This is a genomic window from Sphingobacterium thalpophilum, from assembly GCF_038396785.1.
GTDB classification, from domain to species: Bacteria; Bacteroidota; Bacteroidia; order Sphingobacteriales; family Sphingobacteriaceae; genus Sphingobacterium; species Sphingobacterium thalpophilum_A.
Genome location: NZ_CP151087.1, coordinates 1,284,292 through 1,308,797, shown reverse-complemented (window position 1 = coordinate 1,308,797; position 24,506 = coordinate 1,284,292). Strand labels below are relative to the sequence as shown.

Here is a 24,506-nt window from a genome sequence, read left to right as displayed (position 1 = left end):
TTATGAAGAGAGAAGAATTGATCGGTGCTTTAAAACCAATTATAGCACCCTACACAACAAACGAAGAAGCTTTCGGAAAGCTTACTGAAGAGACTGATTTTATGCGTGATCTACAAATTAATTCAGCCAATTTGGTCGATATTGTACTGGATATCGAAGATCAATTTGGGATCGTTATTGAAAATTCTGATATGGAGCGTATGCTTAATATAGGAGCCGCAGTCGAAATAATCGAAAGCAAGTTACAAGAAAAATGATTGGTAATGACATTATCGATCTGGTTCAGTCCAGAAAAGAGAGTAATTGGAGACGTAGAGGTTTTCTTTCAAAACTATTTAATGAGCAGGAACAACTGTTGATTGTGAACAGTCCAGACCCCGAAATTGTTGTTTGGCTCTTATGGAGTATGAAAGAGGCTGCCTATAAAATATGGAATAGACAGACAGGAATCAGAAAGTACATTCCTTTAAAATTGCGGTGTTCAGTTATTGAACGAACTGCTTGCAAGGCGAGGGGAGAAGTCATCTGCGAAGGAAAAAGGTATTATACGAAGACCATCGTTTCCCCTGATTTTATACATAGCGTAGCAGCTGGCGAATTAGTTCATTTGGACGATATTGTTGAAATCAAAAGAGATGGAATTATTAAAGATTCTCTCGGAGTTCCAAGCCTCGTTCTGAGGGATGGGAAGAGGCGCTTGCCTGTTTCCGTAAGTAACCATGGCCGTTTTGAGCGAATAGTTTCGATTCATAGCCTATTGACTTAATTAGACGAGCGACCATCTTATTGTACTTGGATGGATTCCTCCCGAAGCATCTGTTTGAATTTGGGATCTCGGATATAACGACTAAAGTCATGGCTTGACATTCCTGTGAAATCAGTCATCGAAAAGATGGTATAATTTTTCTTAAGTGCGTTAAAACTTTCCTCTTTATATCCCAGATCTGTTGGATTAAGTTTATTCGATAAGAATCCAAAAAACTTCTTCAACATCTTATCCGTACCATTTATGGTGATATGTATTTTCTTAACCTGGGAGCTCAGTTCCACAAATTTTTTGGTGTTAGTTGTTGTATCGGTATACTGAAATTCGGAAAGCCCTATGGCTGGCGCCAACATAATACAGGTAATCCTGTTTTTGTTTTCCAATAAAGGTTTTGCCCGCTCGATATCGACCTTATGAATGTCTTTGGCCTGAGCGGAAAAAGAACTGTTGTATTCCGGATTCGAAATAGCACTCATCACCACAGATGCTCCACGACTGTGAGAGATAATGAAGACATCTTTATCGGCCATATTATTCAGTATACGTCTCAATCCAAATTCACCGGCCATCTGGCTAAAGGAGGCTGCGGAAAACCAGTTTTTTGCAGATCGAAACGGAGAGGTTGATCGTAAACCATCCCAATAAAAGCGAATAATTTCGTCGGTTTTGGGATTTGTAACGATATGATCGGCAATATATTTATATTGTTTTACAACGGATTCTTCATCGGCATTAAAGCCATGAACTAAAATGAACACACGTTTTTTTGGTGCAATGCGTTTTGACAGACGCAGCATGTTACCGCGTTCAAAAGCAAGTAACTGTTCGCGGTCGCCTCTGTCGGTGGCAATCTTCATCAGTGAATAAGGGTCTCTAGCAGCTTTATTCGAGGGGATGCCATAACTTTTCTTCCAATTATCGGGGTAGAAATTTCCATTCTGATCCACAAATGAATACCATAAATTGGGATCTACACCAGTATTGGGAGATGCCGAATCAGGAAGGTTATGAATAAGACCACACGAGGCGAACAAGGTGATAATGAGGATGAAGTAGAAAAAATATCTTTTGTTCATATGCTTTATTTCCTTCTATATCAGAATTTTATTTTCACTAGGATCCAATGGCTATCAAATTGGATGTATTTCTACAAAAATTCATTTCATGTAATATAGTCATTATTTTGGATAGCAAAAAGCAAGTCCGCATTTCGTCTGCTTATTATTTTTCCTAATTTATCTGGATGAAGCTAAGGATCTATTCTTTTAATCAAATAAAGCCTATTGCGTCGACTGGTGAAAAGCTTGTAATTTAAAGCCGCATTTGAGTAGTAACCATAGTTATGAAATTGTTCCGTATCCTCAAAAGTCAGCGCTCCAATATTCTTACCATTGATTTCAATCTGAGACCAATGCCACTCCTCATCAAGATATAAATGATCTTTAAATTTTAAGGTGTCGTTTTCGACAACAAGGTGTGAGAAAAGGCAACCTTGCCAACGATCGCCTTGCTCATATTTTCCGCTGTTCACATCCTGTCGATTGCGAATACGCCTGATTTTTTGGTAATAAACCGATTGAATATTGGCGGGGGAATGATTCGTGACCCATTCATTCTTGTCCCAGTGTCCGAAAAGGTCATTTACTGTACGCCCTCTAGACACAGTTTGCAGATTTAAATTACCATCATCCGATATATTTTCACAGAATATATGCCATTTACCGTCCATGAAATACGTTTTTTTTGAGTAGCTTTTCGAATTGCTGTGTTCGAAATCATAGATTCGTTCAGAAAGAAAATACTGTGCTATACGATCGATATCATCTAGTTGTTGGCGTTGTTGATCCGCAGTCCAGTTGAGATCGGCATTGCGTATTTCAGTGCTGTTTTTTGTGGTATCACCATCTAATGGCCAGGTACGAAAGTAATGTTTTCCTATGTTGATCAGATAGCCCTCGAAAAGAATCTCTGTATCCTTATCTTCATCCTGTGTGTAAGAATATTGATCGATCTGCTTGCCGTTTTTGTCCAATTTATAAAACATATGGATGGTTGGTTCTGTATCGTTAGCGTTTTTAGCCTTGCTCAAACTATGGATGATTAATTCGTTGTTCTTTGTCAAAAACTGATCAATAGGATTACTACTCGCCTTGAAAAGAATGATTTCATGTCGTCCAAATCTATTTTTGGTGTTATTGATATCGAGATATTGCCCGTATTTTTTCGGGAGTGTCGACGAGTGAAAGAAGTTTTGAATCCTAATATCGATATCAAAAATACCATTTGTATATATAATTGTACCTGCTATCAGCATACATCCCAGTAGATAATATTTCAAAGTACTGGTATCTTTTAACAGCAGATAGAAATAGCAAAATACCCAGCTCAGTATAAATGCAAGCGGCGAAAAAATAATATAATTCAGCTCACTTGCGTCCTAAACGTTTAAAAAGTGGCGGTGTTTGGATATAGCAAAGTTGCTATATTTAAATTGCAAAATTATAACACACCGCCATGATAAATTTAAATGTTTTTAGTCAGATTTTATCTCTTATCGACCGCGAATTATTCAAAGATTTGGTTTCAAAGCACAAAAGTGATAAACACCAGAAAGGGATCAACAGCTGGACGCATCTAGTCAGTATGCTTTTCTGTCATTTTTCCTCGGCAGATTCGGTCCGTGATATTAGTAACGGTCTACGCAGTACCACTGGTAATCTGAACCACTTAGGTGTAGTAAGAGCTCCAAGTAAGTCTAATATATCCTATATCAACACACACCGTACCCATGAACTTTTCAAAGATCTTTACTATTCTGTTTTGGATAGGCTTTGGCAAAAGGACACCCATTTTCGCAAAGATCTTGGTCAGCTAAAGCGTAAAGTATATCTGATGGATGCAAGCATCATCCCCTTATGTCTATCTGTATTTGACTGGGCAAAGTTTCGCAGCACCAAAGGTGCCGTAAAGCTGCACACTGTCTTGGATTATGATGGCTGCCTACCTGTTTTTATGCAGATTACCGATGGAAAAGTACATGAGAGCCAGCGTGCCGGTAGTTACAGTTTTTCCAAGGGAAGCGTGGTGGTAGTGGACCGTGGCTACGTGGATTACAGCTGGCTTGGGGATTTGGACAGCAGGGGGTGTTATTTCGTTACCAGGAGTAAAGTTAATATGAAGTACAAGGTTATCAAGTCCTATCAGAGTGAAGCACTCATGGAAAAGGGGATCCTTAAGGATGAGCTCATTGAGCTATCCGGTGCTGCCTGCAATAAATACAATTCCACACCGTTACGCCTGATCCACTTTTGGGACAGCACCACTGGCAATGAGTACCACTTTTTGACCAATAATACGAAGTGGAAGGCTTCTTTGGTGGCAAACATCTATAAACAACGCTGGCATATCGAAGTCTTCTTCAAGCATCTAAAGCAGCGCTTAAAAGTATCGACATTCATAGGGACTTCTGAAAATGCAGTGATGATCCAGATCTGGACTTCACTCATTGGCATATTACTGTTAAAATATTTACAAAAAAAGGCCAAATATGACTGGAACCTGTCCAATCTGGTCGCATTCATCAGAATGAATATCTTCGTGAAGATAAACATCTGGCAATGGATAGATGATCCCTTTCTCAGGCCGCCTATAAAAGGAAAAAAGGGACAGCTAAAGATCTTCGCAGATTGAAAAATAGGGGTCAATATCGAAATGATGAAAAAAGCTATGCCTGTACCACAGAAATCCAATCCTAAAATTTATTTAGGACAGATGTGATTTAGAAACTATATTATCAATTTTTCAAATATTAATACGCATATTTATCCTATATAATTAGATCTATAATTGATTTTTTCTAAACAACTATGTACCTACAAATAATGGGGCCAAAAACGGCTTTATTAATAGCGAAGAAATAGTTGTATCTACAAAAAAACTATGACTGTAAATATTCACTTGCGTCCTAAACGTTTAAAAAATGGCGGTGTTTTGATATAGCGAGATCGCTATATTTAAATCACAAAATTATAACACACCGCCATGATAAATTTAAATGTTTTTAGTCAGATTTTATCTCTTATCGACCGCGAATTATTCAAAGATTTGGTTTCAAAGCACAAAAGTGACAAACATCAGAAAGGGATCAACAGCTGGACGCATCTAGTCAGTATGCTTTTCTGTCATTTTTCCTCGGCAGATTCGGTCCGTGATATTAGTAACGGTCTGCGCAGTACCACTGGTAATCTGAACCACTTAGGTGTAGTAAGAGCTCCAAGTAAGTCTAATATATCCTATATCAACACACACCGTACCCATGAACTTTTCAAAGATCTTTACTATTCTGTTTTGGATAGGCTTTGGCAAAAGGACACCCATTTTCGCAAAGATCTTGGTCAGCTAAAGCGTAAAGTATATCTGATGGATGCAAGCATCATCCCCTTATGTCTATCTGTATTTGACTGGGCAAAGTTTCGCAGCACCAAAGGTGCCGTAAAGCTGCACACTGTCTTGGATTATGATGGCTGCCTACCTGTTTTTATGCAGATTACCGATGGAAAAGTACATGAGAGCCAGCGAGCCGGTAGTTACAGTTTTTCCAAGGGAAGCGTGGTGGTAGTGGACCGTGGCTACGTGGATTACAGCTGGCTTGGGGATTTGGACAGCAGGGGTTGTTATTTTGTTACCAGGAGTAAAGTGAACATGAAGTACAACGTTATCAAGTCCTACCAGAGCGATGCCCTTAAGGAAAAGGGCATCCTTAAGGATGAGCTCATTGAGCTATCCGGTGCTGCCCGCAATAAATACAATTCCACACCGTTACGCCTGATCCACTTTTGGGACAGCACCACTGGCAATGAGTACCACTTTTTGACCAATAATACGAAGTGGAAGGCTTCTTTGGTGGCAAACATCTATAAACAACGCTGGCATATCGAAGTCTTCTTCAAGCATCTAAAGCAGCGCTTAAAAGTATCGACATTCATAGGGACTTCTGAAAATGCAGTGATGATCCAGATCTGGACTTCACTCATTGGCATATTACTGTTAAAATACTTACAAAAAAAGGCCAAATATGACTGGAACCTGTCCAATCTGGTCGCATTCATCAGAATGAATATCTTCGTGAAAATAAACATCTGGCAATGGATAGATGATCCCTTTCTCAGGCCGCCTATAAAAGGAAAAAAGGGACAGCTAAAGATTTTTGCAGATTGAAAAATAGGGGTCAATATCGAAATGATGAAAAAAGCTATGCCTGTACCACAGAAATCCAATCCTAAAATTTATTTAGGACAGATGTGAATTCAGCTTCACATTGTTGCCTGCATCAAAAATAAAAAAACTGATGAGATAGGCTGCCATAAACACTAGGCATCCGAAAAAAGACTTTAATAAAGGACTCTTTTTAGCTTTCTCCGGATTTTGATCTGTCTGTTGCACGATGTTATAATTTAGGATAGTTTGTATACTATTTAACACTGGACTGATAAGGGCGTAATTTAATTTTTTTCTTTAAGGTTTCAAAGAGTCGATTACACATTTGATGCTAAAAGCATGCATATGGGTTCATTAATTTTTATTGGTCCTTGGGAAAACTTCCTTAACGCCACCTTTTGTTAAAATAAGGGAATTGTAAATTCCTGTTTTGTCTCTAACAAACTCGATTGTTCTGTCGTTGTCGTCTGCCCTGAAAAATTTTGTTTTAGACTCGGGAATGAGTTCAGTATCCGCATCGTTATAGTAGAGTTTGCCTGTAATTTTTAATATATGTATTTTCCCATATTCACCTGCATAGTTATCGTACAGCGTCGTATCTATTTTGGTGGGATAATGTTTATAGGGAAGCTCTACTTCTTTACCCAGCGCAATCGCAGACAGTCCATACCCGATGATATGGGCGGGGTAGCCGTTGTTGGAAAGGACAGTGACAAAGAGTTTGTCCTCAGTAAATCGATTAAAAGAAGTCATTGTACCAAAGAATCCGCCATCATGTGCAATCAAATAATGTCCATGATTGTAAAATGGATTGATGATAAATCCATAGCCCCAATTTTCAGCGCTATATGGTGTAAACATTTTTTCTTTCATCGCTGCCGATAGAATCGTTGTTCCATAGAGTGCTTTGTCCCAAATGGCTAAATCTTCAACGGTTGAATAAATGCCATCGTGGCCCAGGTTGATCTCCCAGTTGATATGGGGATTATGGATAAAACCTTCTGCATTATGATAATATACTTTTGCTTTTTTCGTGACGATGGAATCATTATTACTGACTCCGGTGTTACTCATGCCAGCTTTATCAAATATGTTTTTCTTTAAGAAAGAAGCGTAATGCTCACCTGAAACCTTTTCAATAATCTTTGCTAACAAATAATAACCGATATTACTATAGGCGCTTTTCGTTCCCGGTGAGCATTCGAAAGGAATTTTCTTGATGGCGGCATAAGCAGAATCGCTACTTATACTACTTAATGCGATTTCTTTGAAACCCATAGCAAGTCCTGAGGTGTGTGACAGCAACATGTGGATACTTATACTATCGGCTTTTGGATAATCGGGGAAAAACTTACTGAGTTTATCGTTTAGCGATAATCTTCCGCTGTCTACGAGCTGTAAAATAGCAGCCGCGGTAAATTGTTTTGTGACCGATGCCAACTGAAACTTCGTATCGATCGTATTTTTGATCTTCCATTCATAATCTGCTAAACCGTAGGCTTTTTTTAATAAAATCGCGCCGTTTTTCGTGACAAGAACTGTTCCACTAAAATTATTTACATCGGCTTGTGCCTGCATATAGGTGGCAAGCTTGGCTGATGTTTTTTCTTGTGCCACAAGAAAAATTGGACAAAACATAAGTAACATTAAAAGCTTCATAGCGTATGGTATAAATAATTATGGAGCAATGTTACTGTTTAATAAAATAGTGTGATTGTATTTTTGTAAACCTGCTAAATAAAAATCCATTTTATTTGGTCCCGTTCAAGATCAGCTATTTTGGAAAAGAAAATTTTTGGTGTAAACCCTGTTAATTTTTTAAAATCTCTGATCATGTGGGACTGATCGAAATAATCCAGGTTATAAGACAGACCTATTTTGTTGCCATCTTCGAGGTGACTTTGAATCGCAGCTCGAAATCTAATGATTTTTTTGAATTGGGAAGGTGTTTTACAGATATGTTGATCGAATTGCTTATTTATGGTTGTTCTCGATCTTCCTGTTTTTAGCGAAAATTCTGACATCGATTGATTGAGGTTACTTGTATCTAGCATTTCGGTGATTATGTTTTCGAGCAATGCATTTTCAAATAGCCAAAATTTTGATATCCAATACTCTTCTAAGGCCCTGATTCGCTCGTCTTGTTTATCAATGGAAAGGATAGATGTCATCGCGTTTTTATAATCCAAGTGCGGATTAAAATCGGGAAATGTTCCGCTGTTATAATAGCTTAAATCATTGGGTATAAAAGCATTTATCCCAAGAGGTTTGAAGTAAGTGGTAATTTCATTTATTTTTCCCTCATAACTCACTAAAACAGGTTCATTAAAATTGCATACAAGGTTTGTTTCTATCGAATTGGACGGACAATGCTTCGTAATGACCTCATTTGGGCTTACCTTAGTTTTGGTCTGCTCACTTATCGTCACTATGGTGTAAATGCTCGGAAACGTAAAATATGCCGTCGCTTTTTCTTCGTGAGTTTTCTCAAGTACATAGAAGCATTCAATATATTTTTTTAGAAGTAAGCTCTTTGGTCTATATATTTTTATCGTCATTTATTCTTCATGTAAATAGGTGTTATTCATACATCATCTTTTTAAACTTGGATGTATTGGATAATCGATTTAAATATAGAGAACCTTTATGATAATTTTTACCGAGCTTAATTTCTTAAAACACTTATTTTTAAATTGGGGAAAAGATGAATCCGATAGCATTCAATTTTTAGTGTACTTTAGTCGTTAATTAACCGTTTAATAAAAAACCAAATGAACGATTTGAATCCAGAAGAAAATTACATCGCAATAAATAAACACTCGTGGAATAATAGAACAGATACACATCTAAAATCAGACTTTTACAATCTAGCAGGATTTTTAAAAGGGGAGACTTCGCTAAATTCAATCGAATTGGCGTTATTGGGTGATATCAGCGGAAAAAAAATATTACACCTACAATGTCATTTCGGACAGGATACAATTTCTTTGAGTAGACTTGGTGCCAAAATTACTGGTGTTGATCTATCCGACAAGGCTATTGAAAGTGCCCGAGAAATTGCGAAAGAAACGAATGCAGATGTACAGTTTATCTGTTGTGATTTGTATGAGCTTGAGAATCATCTTGACGGACAATTTGATCTGGTCTTTACCAGCTATGGAACGATTACTTGGTTACCGGATTTAGATAAATGGGGGAAAATCATATGTGTCCTAAATAAATTTTAGGATTGGATTTCTGTTGTACAGGCATAGCTTTTTTCATCATTTCGATATTGACCCCTATTTTTCAATCTGCAAAAATCTTTAGCTGTCCCTTTTTTCCTTTTATAGGCGGCCTGAGAAAGGGATCATCTATCCATTGCCAGATGTTTATTTTCACGAAGATATTCATTCTGATGAATGCGACCAGATTGGACAGGTTCCAGTCATATTTGGCCTTTTTTTGTAAGTATTTTAACAGTAATATGCCAATGAGTGAAGTCCAGATCTGGATCATCACTGCATTTTCAGAAGTCCCTATGAATGTCGATACTTTTAAGCGCTGCTTTAGATGCTTGAAGAAGACTTCGATATGCCAGCGTTGTTTATAGATGTTTGCCACCAAAGAAGCCTTCCACTTCGTATTATTGGTCAAAAAGTGGTACTCATTGCCAGTGGTGCTGTCCCAAAAGTGGACTAGGCGTAGCGGCTTGCCGTTGTATTTATTGCGGGCAGCACCGGATAGCTCAATGAGCTCATCCTTAAGGATCCCCTTTTCCATGAGTGCTTCACTCTGGTAGGACTTGATAACCTTGTACTTCATATTAACTTTACTCCTGGTAACGAAGTAACACCCCCTGCTGTCCAAATCCCCAAGCCAGCTGTAATCCACGTAGCCACGGTCCACTACCACCACGCTTCCCTTGGAAAAACTGTAACTACCGGCTCGCTGGCTCTCATGTACTTTTCCATCGGTAATCTGCATAAAAACAGGTAGGCAGCCATCATAATCCAAGACAGTGTGCAGCTTTACGGCACCTTTGGTGCTGCGAAACTTTGCCCAGTCAAATACAGATAGACATAAGGGGATGATGCTTGCATCCATCAGATATACTTTACGCTTTAGCTGAACAAGCTCTTTGCGAAAATGCGTATCCTTTTGCCAAAGCCTTTCCAAAACAGAGAAATAAAGATCTTTGAAAAGTTCATGCGTACGGTGTATGTTGATATAGGATATATTGGACTTACTTGGAGCTCTTATTACTCCTAAGTGGTTCAGGTTACCAGTTGTACTGCGCAGACCGTTACTAATATCACGAACCGAATCTGCCGAGGAAAAATGACAGAAAAGCATACTGACTAGATGCGTCCAGCTGTTGATCCCTTTCTGATGTTTGTCACTTTTGTGCTTTGAAACCAAATCTTTGAATAATTCGCGGTCGATAAGAGATAAAATCTGACTAAAAACATTTAAATTTATCATGGCGGTGTGTTATAATTTTGTGATTTAAATATAGCGATCTCGCTATATCAAAACACCGCCATTTTTTAAACGTTTAGGACGCAAGTGGGGGAAAATAATTTCACGTTTCTTGAAACCGAAAGGGAAGTTTGTTTTTGTCGAGTTTCATCCAGTTGTTTGGATGTTCGATGATAATTTTGACAAAATTGGCTATAATTATTTTAATGTTGCTCCAATTGTTGAAACCTAGCAGGGAACCTATGCCGATAAAGATGCAGCTATTTCGCAGTCCTATGTTACCTGGAATCATAGTATGAGTGAGGTCGTTGGAGCTTTACTTCATCATGGGCTAAACATTCAAGACCTGAACGAATTTGACTATTCACCTTATCCCATTTTTAAAAACATGACAGAACTAGATCCTAAAAAATTCAGAATAGCCCATTTGGGAAATAAAATTCCGATGGTCTATGCTATTGTTACGCGTAAAAGTGAATAAATAGAATGCTGGGAATTGACCAGGTACTTATTTCTTTTTCAAATAACGATTTATCATGGGGCTAAAATCTATTTTGGATGAAGCCTGAATATGTTCTGCCAATACGGATGCGGGAAATTCATCCAATGTTTTGAAATTAATACAGCCTTTTTGAAATTTAGCCTTGGGTAATTTTAATTTTAGTTCTTCCATTAATTCGGGGTTAGTATAGATAACCAAGGAATGGAATGAAATGTAATTCTTTGCGACTGTTAGCCCGTATTTAAATACGCCCTGTTCATTAAAGCTAATTGCATTAGGGTTTGACATGAATTTTCCGAAGCTCTCAGAGACGGTATTGTCATTTTCTGTTATCGCTTTCCGGAATTGACGGATGACCTCTTGCTCCGTTTCCGAAAGTGTATTGATATACTGATCTATTTCCATAATATCGTATTGTTCTTAAGGGCTGTAGTTATTAGCTAAAAGTATCAAATTTTCTTCTATATCGATGTAGGTCAGCATAAAAAGATGCATTGATTTATTTTGGTTACATGTTGACCTGCCTTTAAAATTTTACCCCTCTTTATTTCAGATTTTACCCCCTGTGGTTGGCAAGTTATTTATAATTTAATGTTATTAATCAAATTATACAATTCGTATTCGTTGGAATAAGGAATACGTCTGCAAGAATTATAACATTTATAAACTAAAAACAGCATTATGAGAAAATTTATGATGGTGATTTCTATTGGAATCATTGGGCTATTGAGCTGCCACAAGTCTGTTCAACTAGATTCTCCGACATCACTAAAAACAAAAGCGAAGGTAAATCTAGCAAGTATAGGTAATACTTACTATATAGATCCCAGCGGAAACGATGATAGCACAGGAACGAGCACAACTGCAGCATGGAGAACGCTGGCCAAAATTAATGCCTCGGTTTTTGGCCCTGGTGATCGTATTTTGTTCAAGAGTGGTGGCGTATGGAATGACACGTTGCATATGAAAAATTCGGGAACGGCTGAAGCTCCTATTATTATAGATAAATATGGCGGCGATGTTCGTCCGATTATCAACGGTGGTGGAAAGAGAAACGGATCAAATGCACTATACCTCAATAGGGTGTCTTATTTTGAGGTAAATAACCTCGAACTGACAAATACAATCCCAAGCGGAACAAGTTATGCTGCTACGGGGATCCGCGTGGTTGGAGGCAGTTCTGCAGGAACAGCAATTAGCAATGTCTCCGTTAGAAATTGTTATGTTCACGACGTCAATGGTGCGATCGATGGACAGACCAATTATAACAAAAGCTCTGGCGGGATTATCTTAGACGGTAAAATATACGGTGCTTTGGTACAAAGTTGCCACGTAGCCAATTGTTCCGTTGAAGGGATAAGGACCACTGGCGATAGGGCTATGGCAGCAAGATCAAAAGATATTATTATCGATAACAATTTGATTGAATATATCTACGGCGACGGAATCGTTATGTCCGGCGTGACGGGAGGAAGTAAAATCACACACAATACGGTCTATAAGGCATGTATGAACACAGGCTCTGAAAATTATGCGGGTATTTGGACAATTGGTAGCTTGAATACGCTGGTGGCTTATAATGAAGTTTACGGTATGACAGGCGGGGGCGCTAACGATGGAGTCGCGTTCGATGCCGATGGCTACGATACCAATTCAGTAACCGATGGAGATATTTTCGAATACAATTATTCGCATGATAACAACGGCGGATTTATGCTTTTTATGAACCAGTCTAAGAATATTAAAGTTCGCTATAACGTTTCTGTTAACGATATCGGTACAACACGGTTAAAAAAGCTCTTTTTGATCGAAAAAACGACATACGATTCCCGTGAGATTTATAATAATGTATTCTATATCAAAAATCCAACCGCCAGCCTGTTTAACGTCATGAATGGCGTAAGTTCAGGAAAGCCTTATGCAACATTTTCAAATAATATTTTTTACACGACCTCGACCATTAGTAGTTTGTCTACCCAAGCCGATAACGGACTGAAATTTAACAATAATTGTTTATTCCCGTCGAGTACATTTACGTCATTGAACTGGGGAACTACCGTGCGGAACAACAATTTCTATGAAGATCCGGTATTTGTCAATCCAATCGGTGGAAACGGCCTTGACGCTGCAAAAGGTTATGATGTCGGTTCCAGTTCGGCCGCCCTTAATGCCGGTGTATTTATAAGTAACAATGGAGGCGAGGATTTCGCTGGAAATGCGCTGCCATTGGGTAATCCAGACGTTGGAGCGTTTCAGCATGCTGTTGTAGCCAATGCCGGAAGCTCTCTTGCCGATGCCTATGTCCGCAACGGTACCTATGCAAGTACAAATTATGGAACTACAACTGATCTTGTCATCAAATCCGACGCTACATCTTACGCACGTAAAGCATATACTAAATTTGATATTTCGATGATTACTAAACCTAAAGTGAGTTCGGCAAAATTAAAAATGTATGTTGCAGGAGTGAATACAGCACCACAACGTACTATTAATATTTATACAACCTCCAAGACATCTTGGTTGGAAAATAGCATTAATTGGAACAATGCACCAATGGATACTGTACTTGTCGGTAAAATTCCTATTTCTGGGATAGGTTTACAGACCATCGACGTCACTTCGGCCATTAATAGATTGCTGACCGGCACTGATCGTAAAGCATCCTTTCTATTTTTAAATACAGCTGCGGCCTCTTCTACAAATGATATGTCTTTTAGTAGTAGGGAAGCTGCCGCCAATAAACCGACTTTGGAACTGCTCTATTAAGCTGGTACTTATTCAGGTAATTCTATCCTATTTGGAATAACCAAATCAAGAAGCCGCAGAGAATGCCAATTCTCTGTGGCTTTTTACGCTTTTCCAATAGCGCTTTATGCTATCACCCAAAAAAATCGGGCTAAGTAAACAAGACTGCTATTAATTTTAGTGTACCTTATTTTTGATGCGTCATACTATAGCCAGTTTTTGAAGTTAAATGGATGTACGGTGCTCACAAAAATTATTATTTCGTAAATTCATACTATGAAGCATCCGATACAGGAGTTGGATAGCTTCTTCATACTAATAAGAGGAATGCATGAAAAGCACGAAACGAAGGAAAGGTTTTCTTTTCAAACAATATGAAGAGCCGTTTCAAACGCCCTTTGATAAATTATTTGACATTTTCAAAGAACTGATTACCCATACCTCTGGTGATTTTGATGAAGCCATTGACTGGCTTAGGCAATTGGATAAAGAGTTCAAACTGACGACGCCAGCCTATACGATAGACGATTTCATTGCGGATCTGAAGAATAAAGGTTATATCAGGGAAAAAGTGGAGTTTGGTGGTGAAGGTGGCGTAGATATTACCTCAAAGCTGGAGAAAGCTTTGCGTCAGCATGCCTTGGACCAGATATTTGGGAAAATGAGGAAAGGGAAATCAGGCAATCATAAAACCAATCACCAGGGACGGAGTGACGAAAATATGGGCGATTTCAGAAACTATCAGTACGGAGATAGCCTGGAGAAAATAGTTTTGACGGAGAGCTTGAAAAACGCACAGATCAATCATGGGATAGGTGAGTTTGCCTTATCCGAAAATGATCTCGTCGTAGAAGATACACAGTTTAAGTCACAGATGAGTACAGTGTTGATGATCGATATCAGCCACAGTATGATTTTATACGGCGAGGATCGGATCACACCTGCAAAAAAAGTGGCGATGGCTTTATCAGAACTTATTTTGACCCGTTACCCGAAAGACTCACTTGACGTCATTGTTTTCGGAAACGATGCATGGCCTATCGCGATAAAAGACCTGCCTTATTTGCAAGTTGGACCATTTCATACCAATACCGTCGCGGGCTTAAAGCTAGCGATGGACTTGCTAAGGCGAAAACGGCATGCGAATAAGCAAATTTTTATGATAACCGACGGGAAACCGAGCTGTTTAAATATGCCGGACGGCACTTACTATAAGAATCCTATGGGTTTGGATCCTTTTATCACCAGCAAATGCTATAGTATGGCTGCGCAGGCTCGAAAGTTGGGAATACCAATTACAACCTTTATGATTGCTTCGGATCCTTATCTACAGCAATTTGTCGACGAGTTTACAGCTTCAAATCAAGGGAAGGCTTATTACACGGGACTTGGGGATCTAGGTGAAATGATCTTTGAGGATTACGAAGAAAATCGAAAAAAAAGAATACGATAAGAATATATGGATTACACGAAGATTACAACATTTGGTGCATTAAAAACTTCGGGTTATAAACCTAAAACAATAAAAGAAGAATTGCGTCAGAATCTGATTACAAAAATAAAGACGGGTGAAACCGTGTTCAATGGGGTACATGGTTATGAAGATACCGTAATTCCAGAACTTGAAAGAGCAATACTTTCCAAACACAACATTAATTTCTTGGGCCTTCGCGGTCAGGCGAAAACACGTCTCGCTAGGCTCATGGTCAACTTATTGGATGAATATGTGCCTGTGGTTCAAGGTTCAGAGATTAATGATGATCCGTTTAACCCCATATCGCGTTATGCGATAGAGTTGCTGAAGGAGAAAGGCGACGATACACCGATAAGCTGGCTTGGTAGAGGTGATCGTTTTGCGGAGAAACTGGCTACGCCTGATGTGACAGTAGCTGATTTGATCGGTGATGTAGATCCCATCAAAGCCGCAAATTTAAAACTGAGCTATGCAGACGATCGGGTGATTCATTTTGGTATGATTCCTCGGGCAAACCGTTCTATATTTGTCATTAATGAGCTACCTGATCTTCAAGCTAGAATCCAGGTAGCCCTCTTCAATATATTACAGGAGGGAGATATTCAGATCCGCGGTTTTAAGTTACGCTTGCCGTTAGATGTACAATTTATATTCACAGCGAATCCGGAGGATTATACCAATAGAGGAAGTATTGTGACGCCGCTGAAAGATCGCATTGGATCGCAGATACTTACACATTACCCCGCATCGGTTGAGATAGCAAAGGCAATTACTGCGCAGGAGGCGAACTTGGAAGCGGCCCAGAAGGAGCAGATATATGTCCCGGAGCTGGCTAGGGAATTGATTGAGCAGATAAGCTTTGAAGCACGAAATAGTGAATATGTTGATGAAAAGAGCGGCGTGAGTGCGCGTATGAGCATTACAGCATTTCAAAACTTATTAAGTACCGCTGAATTACGCATGCTCCGAAGTGGGGAACAAGCAACTGCAGTACGGCTGAGTGATTTTATGGGTATTGTGCCTGCGATAACCGGCAAAGTTGAGCTCGTTTATGAAGGCGAGCAAGAAGGAGCGGGTGTCGTTGCAGTGCAGCTGATAGAAAACGCGATTAAAAGCCTTTTCCCGATTTTATTCCCAAAAATTGAGAAACTGGAAAGAGAAAACGAGCGTTATCCCTACGATGATATTGTTCGTTGGTTTTCGGAGTCAGAAGGAATCGAATTATCTGATGAACTCAACGATTTGGCGTACGGGCAGGTTTTGGATCAAGTGAAGCCTATCCATGCTTTAATTCAGCAATACCAACCGGAAACTAAACCCGAAGATCTCCATTTTCTGACTGAATTCGTTTTATGGGGACTTACCCTCAACAATAAATTAAGTAAATATAGACTGGGGTCCGGCCTTCAGTTTCAAGATAATTTTCAGGGATATCTGAGAAATAATCTGTAACAGGCAACGAGTAATAGGATGGGTAAGTTTACAGCGCAAACTTACCCATCATGTTATTTTAAAAGGTTTCACAAGGACGGAAAAAGGAGGATAACCTATCTTTTCATTAAAATTAAGTCTATCGATAGACCAATAATAACGACGACAACAGTAAATGACAGATAACCTAAAATATAAACAGCGAGCGCTTTTAAATAACTGGGTATTTTGTAGGGGTCGAAAAATTGTCCAATAGCCCAAACGCTATATACCATAGCGACGATGCTAGCCTGTACCATAACACCTGTATGTGTTACACCTTCAACTAATGCAAAAATAGTATAGATCAACATCGTGATTCCCAAAATAAAACACAGCAGGATGACAATTTCAAAAAAATTAAAACCGTATTTATTAAAAAATAGTTTCGCCCAAAAAGCGATAAACAATCCTATCATGATATTGGCGTAACCATAGTGATCCTGGATCCAGAGGTATATCGAACCCGTAGTAGAATGTTGGGATTCGTAATAGCTCACATATTTGTCGTTTACATGAAAAAAATGGCTTACTACAGAGTATATCAGCGAGGTGATAATGATAAAAATAATGGGTTTTACCAGGCGACTCCTGTTCTCGGCAATATATTTTTTTACATTTTTTCCGGGTGTGGTAATGAGTTCACGAATCGTGTACAAGATGCCGCGCTCGAAATGAAGGACATGTTCAATCTCGTGGACGATATAATGCGCATCAATTCTTTTAAGGACCGCTGGCTGTCCGCATTTCGGACAGAAATTCAGCGTTATATCTGTCCCACAGTTTTTGCAATTTGTCATGTTTATACTATGTTATAGGTAATAAATTTGTTAATATTTGAGGATTCTTTCCTTTCCATATTCTGAAAATCTTTGGCTTTAGCCTCCTATCGATTAGAATTTGTCCAAAAATATTATAGATTATGTCAATCAAGGCTACACCTAAGTGTAGTTTTATACCAACCCACTTCTCTCGTAAGGTAAATAGATTTATTGCGCTGTCGTGTAACCGCGCTGTTGGAAGAATCTTTTATTCTATTCGGCCATTTAAATAAAACTATTATATTTGCATAATACTTGAGTTGTCAAGTATTATGCAAATAACAAGAACAATAATACTATGAACGCGATTAATACGATTCTGAACATTGTAAAAGTTCAATCTGTCATCACCAAAAAGTTTGATGGGTTGAGCTTGCATGGACTAAGTCTGACAGACTTTATGATCCTACATATTTTAAGCCAGGTTCCCGGTAACCGGCTACGGCGAATTGATCTGGCTGAAAGTACCGGTTTAACAGCCTCAGGAATTACACGGATTATTTCCCCCATGGAAAAGATGGGGCTTGTTGTAAAAGAGCACAATGATAGAGATGCCCGGGTCAGTTATGTGAAGCTTACGGCGGCTGGTGATCGAATTTTAAAGGAGGCGACTGTTACAGCTGAGCACATCGCCAATAAGCTATTGGACGGAATGGCCGTAACAGATCTCCTTATTTTTGCTGCGCAATTGAAGTCATTGGGCGGAGATTTATAATTTTAATTTAAAAACACATGAACAAAATAGATAAAAAGCAATTGAAAGCCGAATTCTTGGACAGTAAACCATTGATGGGAGTGTTAACAATTTACAATAGGGCCGAAAATAAAACATATATCGCAGATAGCCTGAATTTAACGGCTCTTTCCAACAGAATCAGATTTATGTTAAACATGGGGCAATTTGACAATAAAAACTTACAGGCGGATTGGAACCAATTGGGCGAGGGAAATTTCCTGTTTGAAAATGCAGTTATTATTCCATTTGAAAACGACAAAATCATTGATTATAAAAGAGTCGTACATCATGCTGCAACTGAGTTGAAGAGTAAAGTGAGTGAAACAACAAGTATCTATTGATATGGCAAGAAAGACGTATTTGTATCCGAGTTATGAAGCCGGAAGGAATCTGGCATTGAAAAATATCCAAGGCCCCATTGTCAATCTCAATTTAATTCAGTTGAGGAAAATCGCGGACTATACTAATTTTCCGGAGATTGCGCCAATCAAAGAAATTTCGGGATACGATGCTTTCATGAATTATATAAAGCTAGCCAAACCTTTTGTGGAAGAAAGCGGCGGTGAGCTACTTTTTGTTGGGCATGGTGACCAGTTTCTGATAGGCCCCGATCAGGAGCAGTGGGATATTTGTCTGCTGATCAAACAGCGAAGTGTGTCCGATTTTTTTTCATTTGAACAAAATCCAGCGTATATGAAGATTATAGGGCATCGTACTGCAGCAATCTTGGATTCAAGACTTTTACCCCTGGAAAATGTCCCGTTTTAAACGGTACTTACCATAAAAATATCGACTATTTAAATAATAAATGTATATTTGACATTAATAAAAGTAAACCTCGTATCGTATTCTTCTACAGCTTCGTGGAAAAGTGTTTTTGAGCAAATTTAAATTTGTGTTGAATATCCCTTCGATCAAGATAATTTGGAATTTGTGCATTAAATAATCCATTGTTAAGGTGTAATAAAGAAGGTTTACCCGGCAAATGAGCATTTAGAAAAACCTAAAAATTGATCAAACATGAAACTAAAACAAATAGGGGTATTGAGTATTGCATTAATGAGTTTTACCAATGTCATAGCGCAAAAAATATACAATGCAGATAAGGCGGCGGGTTATCTTTTTGCATATTTTGAAGGTTCGGGGGATAAAAATACACAAGAGCAATTGCGATTTGCAGTCAGTCAGGATGCGCAAAACTGGGTTGCATTAAATAACAATAAACCTATTTTGTCATCGGCGGATATATCCCAAACGGGAGGGATTCGTGATCCGCACATCCTTAGGGGAGAGGACAAAAAGTCATTTTATATGGTCGCAACTGATATGTTTACGGTAAAGAATGGGTGGGGAAGTAATCCGGGTATTATTTTGATGCGATCTGATAATCTGACGGACTGGAAACACAATACTGTTGACCTGGCAAAGTTATACCCTAAAAAATTTAAGAACGTAAAATGGGTATGGGCACCACAGACGATCTACGATCGGGCTGAAAAAAAATACCTGGTGTATTTTACGGTGAAATCGCATGAGAATGATAAACTTGATTTTTATGCGGCCTATGCGAATAAAGATTTTAGTGGCTTTGAAAAGGAACCTACTTTATTGTTCAGTCCAAAATTTGGCGGTATTGATGGCGACATTGTCTATAAAGATGGGCTATATCATTTTTTCTTTAAGGGTAATACAAAAGATGCTGCCGGAAAAGAAGTAAAAAATGGAATTCAGCAGGCGACAAGTAAATCCTTAAAAGGACCATGGAGAGAAGACTTCCGGTATCTCGATGCCTACGCAGACACGTCTGTTGTTGTCGAAGGATCTAGCCTTTTTAAGTTGAATGGAACAAACGATTATATCTTGATGTACGATTTGTATGCGAATGGAAGATACGAATTTCAGCGCACAGATGATCTCTTTAATTTCTCTTCAAAACCTGAACCTTTTCATAAGAATTTTAATCCGCGACATGGAAGTGTGATTTCAATCAGCAAGGAAGAGTCTCGTCTTCTGAACAATAAATGGGGCGGTGTACCTGGTGAATTGCTAGCTCCTGTGGCTGCGGATGACCGGTATCATTTTACCGCAAAGGGAAATCCGATTATTAAGCATCATTTTACGGCCGATCCGGCAGCATTAGTTAAGGGGGATACACTTTGGTTGTATGCAGGTCATGACTTTGCAGGAGGTCAGAAAGGCTATAAGATGAAAGACTGGATCGTTTATTCTACAACGGATTTAAAAAATTGGACGGAATATCCCGTGTCTTTGCGCATAAGTGATTTTACCTGGGCAAAAAGCGGCGATGCATTTGCGGGACATGTTACCGAACGTAATGGAAAATATTACTGGTACATCAGTTCCAATTGGTCCGGAATAGGGGTTGCTGTCGCAGACAGACCCGAAGGTCCCTTTAGCGATGCATTGGGAAAACCCTTATTGACCAACAAGGACTGTTTTGCTTCTTCCCATTCCTGGGCCTGTATCGATCCAGCTGTTTTTATTGATGATGATGGTCAAGCCTGGATTTTCTGGGGCAACCGCGAGTGTTACTATGCAAAGCTCAAAGAAAATATGGTTGAGATTGATGGCGAAATAAAACAGGTGAATTTTGAAGGACTAGCTTTTACGGAAGCACCATGGGTTCACAAGCGCAATGGAAAATACTATTTGAGTTATGCCACGGAATTTCCGGAGAAGATCGCTTATGCCATGGCCGATAAGATCGAAGGCCCCTATGTCTATAAAGGAATTCTGAATGAAATAGCAGGCAACAGCAATACGAACCATCAAGCAATTGTCCCTTTTAAAAACCAATGGTATTTCATTTATCATAATGGGGGAATTAATCCAGATGGAGGCAGTTTTAGCCGTTCGATATGCATAGACACCCTAAATTACCGTCCAGATGGTACAATCCATAAAATTAAAATGACAACGGAAGGAACTACCGGAGACTAAGCATGAAAAAGCCGGCGAGCAAGCTAAAGTGGCTGCCGTAGAAGGTGGGGTAAAGACCGGTTTAATAAATTAAAAATGTGGAACGACAGCATCGTTCCACAAAATGTTTTTCAGTGTAGTATTGTAGGATTCTTTTTACAGTATTCTTATCGAATCAATTCAGAAATTTAAAATGATGAGATAGGCATCTCCATTCATTTCGGCAATTACTTCTCTTGAGTCAAGTTTACTTATGGAACAAATGTAGCTTAGAACAGCAGTAGAAAGAATATGAAAAAGATACTTTTTTATGTGAAAATGGGAATATTTGAGTTTTATATAAATACGGTTGTTGCAATATGATACATTGTATCAATTTTACGTCGATTTGTTCCACCATGCTTAATTGTCATAAAAATTCTGTTGATTAGGTCTTTGTTCCAGTTCTATTCCATACAACCGTATGAAAAGACAACATCGTTCCGTTTTTTTAAATTCTATTGTTTTAAGCAGCACAGCCTTTTTGGTTCTAGGTGCTCTTTTTTCCTGTTCGAGTAACCGGGGATTTTCTGGGAAGCAGGAGTCGATATATCAGCTTGAACTTGATCGTTTAAAGGAAGTGGCGAAAAATAATCTAACAGATAATATAAAGGAGTTCAATGCTTTCGAGCACCGGCCAAAATCGGACGGAGCTTTTGACGAATCCAACAACAAAGACTTTTTGGTCAATAACATTCCGTATTTTGAGAGTTCCAACGATACCCTAAGTCGCGTGTATAATTATCGTTGGTGGATGATCAGCAAGCATCTTCGGGATTATTATGATCCACATGATTCAAAGAAATATTGGGTTATAACGGAATTTTTCGGGTATCCCGCCTGGGGATCCCTGAGTGGAGCGATTACCTGCCCAACAGCGCATCAGTTTTACGATGTACGTTGGCTTCGTGATCCAAAATACCTTAGATCTTATGCCGAATATTTTATGCTTGGATCAGCTTCCAAAATAAATCAACGTGAAAACGGTAATTTCTTAACCCATTTGAGCCGACCCGAAAGTGTTCATTTTTCCAGCTGGATGGTCGATGGCATTGAATCATTTTTAAAAATTCATCCCGATCAGGCCTGGACACAAAAGATGCTTCCAGCGATGGAGACCCACCAGCACCTTTTGGATAGCCTATTCACTGTGAAAAATCCCGATGCGAAGACCGACGGCATGTACAAAATTCTGGATCTGTACGATGGTATGGAATTCAGCCTTTCGGCGGTGCTTGGCTTGATTGAGAGTAAAGGGCCCTATGCTATTTATACCGATAGTACATGGAGAGATCTTTATTTAGGTTGGGGGACGACAGACAAGGCTGCAAATACGACTGCGGCGAAAGACTTTCCATTGGCCTTTACCAAAGGCTATCCCGATTTTTATCTGGTGCGCCCATCCATTGGAAGCTATTCCTTTGGGAATACCAACGCATTGTACAATCTCTATAGACAGGAAGAGCAACATCATCCTTCGATTAAGAATAAGGCGAAAGCAGATTACTATAAATTCAGAAGCCAGGAAATACAGCGGAAATTTCTCAGGACACTTTGGAATGCAGATGATGGTTTTTTTTATACCTTGACAGCCGGAGACAATGCCTATGGTGTACGGGATTACGAAGCGCGGGTGCGGGAATCCGTTGGTTACACCCCGTGGTATTTCAATATGATACCGCGTGAGGATAATAAAAAGTATGAGGTAGCTTGGGCGATGTTTACTTCCGAAAAAGGTTTCAATAACCATAAAGGAATGACCACGGCCGAAAGACAACATCCCTATTATAATGAGCAGGCTTATGCCTGGAACGGCAGAGGATGGCCTTTTCAAAACTCAGTCGTCTATAAAGCATACAGCAACTATTTAAGAAATTATAAAAATCAAATCACTGCGCAGGACAAAGAGACCCTGTACGAACAAATTATGAAGCTTACACGGCTTCACGGTTATGCCCACCCAAATATCGGTGAATGGTATATACCAAGTGACGGTGAGCAATTTGGTGGGCAGAATGATTATTTTCATTCAACCTATCCAGACATAATCATAGCAGAATCTCATTGGATTTGAGGCATCCCATCACAACAGCTTTCAGGTTCAGCCGCTGATACCTGCTGGCAAAATGGATTATTTTTACCTCGGAAACTTAGCCTATCACGGGAAAACAATAGACATTGTCTGGAAAGAAGACTGGGATCAAAACAAACCTGGAAAACAGTCTATGTTATGTATTTGGGTAGATCATGTTTTAAAGGCAAGCAGCAAAGATCTTGGTGTTAAAATAGACGTAAATTTAGACTAATATTAACAGGTGTTTAACGAATTTAAAATACATCGATTGGAAGAATCTATTTTAACGGAATTTTAAAAAATAAGACTCGATTGCACAACCGTCATTTTAGGTATACGGAACTCAATCGTTAAATTTGAGAAATTGAGCGGTACAATGGTAAATGATTACAAAAAATATGAGCTATTTGGAAGACCGATGATGCAGAAAATCGCATTGAAGGCACCATTTACGTTTGAATTTCCAGTAGCGGAACAGGCTTGCTTCCTCTATGTGCTGGAAGGGGAGATGCAATACCAGGCAAATGACGAAGAGCTAACTATTGCGAAACATTATTCCTTATTGCTGAATTGTATTAATTCTGGAAAGCGAATCCACGATGTGAATCCAACGCGTGATTGTCAGCTGTTAATCGTCACTTTTTATCCAGATACCTTGAAGAAAGTTTACGATAGAGAGTTGCCCTCGTTGCTGCTTGAACCTGAAAATATCATTTCAAACCAATCAAAAGAAAAAATTGACAATGATTTCCTGATCCAGAAATATGTGGAAGGCTTGCTGTTCTATTTTGAAAATCCTTCATTGATCAATGAAGATATACTGGTGCTCAAATTAAAAGAAATTATATTGCTCCTGTCCCAAACGCGAAACGCGTCGGTCATACGAGTGATATTATCACAGCTTTTTTCTTCAAATACCTATTCGTTTAAACAGATTATTGAAGCCAATCTGTTTTCCCAATTAACCATTAAGCAGCTTGCGGAACAGAATAATCTGAGTGTTTCTTCATTTAAAAGAGAGTTTGCCAAATTATATCAGGATACACCTGCCAGCTACATCAAAAATAAGAAGCTCGAAAAGGCGGCAGAGCTCCTTTTGGTTTCCGATCAGCGTGTTTCCGAAATTGCCTTTAACTGTGGATTTAACGACCTCGCAACATTTACAAAGAGTTTTAGTGACAAATACCACATATCGCCAACAAATTATCGTCGACAGCTTAAAAGCAACTAAAAACCAATGGTGATTTGTATATGGTAT

Annotated in this window: 23 protein-coding genes; 16 read left to right on the top strand and 7 right to left on the bottom strand. The window is 38.9% G+C overall.

Translation table 11 applies throughout. The features are described from left to right. The first annotated feature begins 2 nt into the window (after nt 1–2). Nucleotides 3–257, top strand: coding sequence for an acyl carrier protein (locus AACH28_RS06040; protein ID WP_112374521.1), 255 nt, complete (start codon nt 3–5; stop codon nt 255–257). Continuing rightward, nucleotides 254–766, top strand: coding sequence for a 4'-phosphopantetheinyl transferase superfamily protein (locus AACH28_RS06035; protein ID WP_112374522.1), 513 nt, complete (start codon nt 254–256; stop codon nt 764–766). The genes AACH28_RS06040 and AACH28_RS06035 overlap by 4 nt, the downstream gene beginning before the upstream one ends. Nucleotides 767–783: 17 nt before the next feature. Here AACH28_RS06035 and AACH28_RS06030 read toward each other — a convergent pair whose 3' ends face one another. Then, nucleotides 784–1,842, bottom strand: a complete 1,059-nt coding sequence (locus AACH28_RS06030; RefSeq protein ID WP_070568666.1) for an alpha/beta hydrolase — start codon at nt 1,840–1,842, stop codon at nt 784–786. A 173-nt stretch (nt 1,843–2,015) separates the two neighbouring features. Further along, nucleotides 2,016–3,104 carry a hypothetical protein gene (locus tag AACH28_RS06025; protein ID WP_341832522.1) on the bottom strand — a complete coding sequence of 363 codons (1,089 nt, stop codon included), beginning with the start codon at nt 3,102–3,104 and terminating at the stop codon, nt 2,016–2,018. Nucleotides 3,105–3,280: 176 nt separating this feature from the next. Here AACH28_RS06025 and AACH28_RS06020 point away from each other — a divergent pair, with 176 nt between their 5' ends. Both AACH28_RS06020 and AACH28_RS06015 read left to right on the top strand, forming a co-directional pair. After that, a complete protein-coding gene (locus tag AACH28_RS06020) occupies nt 3,281–4,456 on the top strand; it encodes an IS4 family transposase (protein ID WP_341832474.1) in 1,176 nt (391 codons plus the stop codon). 351 nt (nt 4,457–4,807) lie between these two features. Then, the gene (locus tag AACH28_RS06015) at nt 4,808–5,983 is read left to right on the top strand and encodes an IS4 family transposase (protein WP_115046003.1); all 1,176 of its coding nucleotides are present in this window, start codon (nt 4,808–4,810) and stop codon (nt 5,981–5,983) included. 354 nt (nt 5,984–6,337) lie between these two features. Here AACH28_RS06015 and AACH28_RS06010 read toward each other — a convergent pair whose 3' ends face one another. Then, nucleotides 6,338–7,600, bottom strand: coding sequence for a serine hydrolase domain-containing protein (locus tag AACH28_RS06010; RefSeq protein WP_341832521.1), 1,263 nt, complete (start codon nt 7,598–7,600; stop codon nt 6,338–6,340). 116 nt (nt 7,601–7,716) lie between these two features. Beyond that, complete coding sequence (locus AACH28_RS06005; protein ID WP_341832520.1) at nt 7,717–8,541, bottom strand: AraC family transcriptional regulator; 825 nt, start codon at nt 8,539–8,541, stop codon at nt 7,717–7,719. Between the two features lie 213 nt (nt 8,542–8,754). Between AACH28_RS06005 and AACH28_RS06000 the strand changes: the two genes are divergently transcribed. After that, nucleotides 8,755–9,210, top strand: a complete 456-nt coding sequence (locus AACH28_RS06000) for a class I SAM-dependent methyltransferase (RefSeq protein WP_341832519.1) — start codon at nt 8,755–8,757, stop codon at nt 9,208–9,210. Nucleotides 9,211–9,271: 61 nt separating this feature from the next. Here the strand turns inward: AACH28_RS06000 and AACH28_RS05995 are convergent, their stop codons facing one another. Then, nucleotides 9,272–10,447, bottom strand: a complete 1,176-nt coding sequence (locus AACH28_RS05995) for an IS4 family transposase (RefSeq protein WP_341832518.1) — start codon at nt 10,445–10,447, stop codon at nt 9,272–9,274. Nucleotides 10,448–10,739: 292 nt separating this feature from the next. Here AACH28_RS05995 and AACH28_RS05990 point away from each other — a divergent pair, with 292 nt between their 5' ends. Further along, nucleotides 10,740–10,925, top strand: a complete 186-nt coding sequence (locus tag AACH28_RS05990) for a hypothetical protein (RefSeq protein WP_341832517.1) — start codon at nt 10,740–10,742, stop codon at nt 10,923–10,925. Between the two features lie 27 nt (nt 10,926–10,952). Here the strand turns inward: AACH28_RS05990 and AACH28_RS05985 are convergent, their stop codons facing one another. Then, the gene (locus AACH28_RS05985) at nt 10,953–11,351 is read right to left on the bottom strand and encodes a DUF1801 domain-containing protein (RefSeq protein WP_046675924.1); all 399 of its coding nucleotides are present in this window, start codon (nt 11,349–11,351) and stop codon (nt 10,953–10,955) included. Nucleotides 11,352–11,627: 276 nt separating this feature from the next. Between AACH28_RS05985 and AACH28_RS05980 the strand changes: the two genes are divergently transcribed. The 3 genes from AACH28_RS05980 (at nt 11,628) to AACH28_RS05970 (ending at nt 16,620) form a co-directional block, all read left to right on the top strand. Beyond that, complete coding sequence (locus AACH28_RS05980; protein ID WP_341832516.1) at nt 11,628–13,715, top strand: DNRLRE domain-containing protein; 2,088 nt, start codon at nt 11,628–11,630, stop codon at nt 13,713–13,715. A gap of 310 nt (nt 13,716–14,025) precedes the next feature. Further along, on the top strand, nt 14,026–15,147 hold the full coding sequence (locus tag AACH28_RS05975; RefSeq protein WP_286709500.1) for a VWA domain-containing protein: 1,122 nt from the start codon (nt 14,026–14,028) through the stop codon (nt 15,145–15,147). Between the two features lie 6 nt (nt 15,148–15,153). After that, a complete protein-coding gene (locus AACH28_RS05970; protein WP_070568647.1) occupies nt 15,154–16,620 on the top strand; it encodes a sigma 54-interacting transcriptional regulator in 1,467 nt (488 codons plus the stop codon). Nucleotides 16,621–16,715: 95 nt separating this feature from the next. On the opposite strand, the gene AACH28_RS05965 is transcribed toward AACH28_RS05970, so the two are convergent. Further along, nucleotides 16,716–17,438, bottom strand: coding sequence for a DUF3667 domain-containing protein (locus tag AACH28_RS05965; protein ID WP_115048112.1), 723 nt, complete (start codon nt 17,436–17,438; stop codon nt 16,716–16,718). A 319-nt stretch (nt 17,439–17,757) separates the two neighbouring features. Between AACH28_RS05965 and AACH28_RS05960 the strand changes: the two genes are divergently transcribed. From AACH28_RS05960 to AACH28_RS05930, 7 genes are all read left to right on the top strand, one after another. Continuing rightward, a complete protein-coding gene (locus tag AACH28_RS05960; RefSeq protein ID WP_115048114.1) occupies nt 17,758–18,174 on the top strand; it encodes a MarR family winged helix-turn-helix transcriptional regulator in 417 nt (138 codons plus the stop codon). A 17-nt stretch (nt 18,175–18,191) separates the two neighbouring features. After that, entirely contained in the window at nt 18,192–18,536 is a 345-nt protein-coding gene (locus AACH28_RS05955; protein WP_115048116.1) for a GIY-YIG nuclease family protein, read from the top strand. Between the two features lies 1 nt (nt 18,537). Then, nucleotides 18,538–18,963, top strand: coding sequence for a DUF1330 domain-containing protein (locus tag AACH28_RS05950; protein WP_070568634.1), 426 nt, complete (start codon nt 18,538–18,540; stop codon nt 18,961–18,963). Nucleotides 18,964–19,215: 252 nt separating this feature from the next. After that, nucleotides 19,216–21,156 (top strand): family 43 glycosylhydrolase, encoded by a 1,941-nt coding sequence (locus tag AACH28_RS05945; protein WP_341832515.1) that lies wholly within the window; start codon nt 19,216–19,218, stop codon nt 21,154–21,156. Nucleotides 21,157–21,598: 442 nt separating this feature from the next. After that, nucleotides 21,599–23,248: an MGH1-like glycoside hydrolase domain-containing protein gene (locus AACH28_RS05940; protein ID WP_341832514.1), complete on the top strand. Its 1,650-nt coding sequence runs from the start codon at nt 21,599–21,601 to the stop codon at nt 23,246–23,248. Between the two features lie 52 nt (nt 23,249–23,300). Further along, nucleotides 23,301–23,480, top strand: coding sequence for a hypothetical protein (locus tag AACH28_RS05935; RefSeq protein ID WP_341832513.1), 180 nt, complete (start codon nt 23,301–23,303; stop codon nt 23,478–23,480). Nucleotides 23,481–23,612: 132 nt separating this feature from the next. Then, nucleotides 23,613–24,479: an AraC family transcriptional regulator gene (locus AACH28_RS05930; protein ID WP_341832512.1), complete on the top strand. Its 867-nt coding sequence runs from the start codon at nt 23,613–23,615 to the stop codon at nt 24,477–24,479. Nucleotides 24,480–24,506: the final 27 nt, after the last annotated feature.

What these genes read in the sequence shown, in the direction of transcription:
- AACH28_RS06040 (WP_112374521.1), top strand. Translation starts at nt 3, where the DNA reads ATGAAGAGAGAAGAATTGATCGGTGCTTTAAAACCAATTATAGCACCC.
- AACH28_RS06035 (WP_112374522.1), top strand. Translation starts at nt 254, where the DNA reads ATGATTGGTAATGACATTATCGATCTGGTTCAGTCCAGAAAAGAGAGT.
- AACH28_RS06030 (WP_070568666.1), bottom strand. Translation starts at nt 1,842, where the DNA reads ATGAACAAAAGATATTTTTTCTACTTCATCCTCATTATCACCTTGTTC.
- AACH28_RS06020 (WP_341832474.1), top strand. Translation starts at nt 3,281, where the DNA reads ATGATAAATTTAAATGTTTTTAGTCAGATTTTATCTCTTATCGACCGC.
- AACH28_RS06015 (WP_115046003.1), top strand. Translation starts at nt 4,808, where the DNA reads ATGATAAATTTAAATGTTTTTAGTCAGATTTTATCTCTTATCGACCGC.
- AACH28_RS06005 (WP_341832520.1), bottom strand. Translation starts at nt 8,541, where the DNA reads ATGACGATAAAAATATATAGACCAAAGAGCTTACTTCTAAAAAAATAT.
- AACH28_RS06000 (WP_341832519.1), top strand. Translation starts at nt 8,755, where the DNA reads ATGAACGATTTGAATCCAGAAGAAAATTACATCGCAATAAATAAACAC.
- AACH28_RS05995 (WP_341832518.1), bottom strand. Translation starts at nt 10,447, where the DNA reads ATGATAAATTTAAATGTTTTTAGTCAGATTTTATCTCTTATCGACCGC.
- AACH28_RS05990 (WP_341832517.1), top strand. Translation starts at nt 10,740, where the DNA reads ATGAGTGAGGTCGTTGGAGCTTTACTTCATCATGGGCTAAACATTCAA.
- AACH28_RS05985 (WP_046675924.1), bottom strand. Translation starts at nt 11,351, where the DNA reads ATGGAAATAGATCAGTATATCAATACACTTTCGGAAACGGAGCAAGAG.
- AACH28_RS05980 (WP_341832516.1), top strand. Translation starts at nt 11,628, where the DNA reads ATGAGAAAATTTATGATGGTGATTTCTATTGGAATCATTGGGCTATTG.
- AACH28_RS05975 (WP_286709500.1), top strand. Translation starts at nt 14,026, where the DNA reads ATGAAAAGCACGAAACGAAGGAAAGGTTTTCTTTTCAAACAATATGAA.
- AACH28_RS05970 (WP_070568647.1), top strand. Translation starts at nt 15,154, where the DNA reads ATGGATTACACGAAGATTACAACATTTGGTGCATTAAAAACTTCGGGT.
- AACH28_RS05965 (WP_115048112.1), bottom strand. Translation starts at nt 17,438, where the DNA reads ATGACAAATTGCAAAAACTGTGGGACAGATATAACGCTGAATTTCTGT.
- AACH28_RS05960 (WP_115048114.1), top strand. Translation starts at nt 17,758, where the DNA reads ATGAACGCGATTAATACGATTCTGAACATTGTAAAAGTTCAATCTGTC.
- AACH28_RS05955 (WP_115048116.1), top strand. Translation starts at nt 18,192, where the DNA reads ATGAACAAAATAGATAAAAAGCAATTGAAAGCCGAATTCTTGGACAGT.
- AACH28_RS05950 (WP_070568634.1), top strand. Translation starts at nt 18,538, where the DNA reads ATGGCAAGAAAGACGTATTTGTATCCGAGTTATGAAGCCGGAAGGAAT.
- AACH28_RS05945 (WP_341832515.1), top strand. Translation starts at nt 19,216, where the DNA reads ATGAAACTAAAACAAATAGGGGTATTGAGTATTGCATTAATGAGTTTT.
- AACH28_RS05940 (WP_341832514.1), top strand. Translation starts at nt 21,599, where the DNA reads ATGAAAAGACAACATCGTTCCGTTTTTTTAAATTCTATTGTTTTAAGC.
- AACH28_RS05935 (WP_341832513.1), top strand. Translation starts at nt 23,301, where the DNA reads ATGGATTATTTTTACCTCGGAAACTTAGCCTATCACGGGAAAACAATA.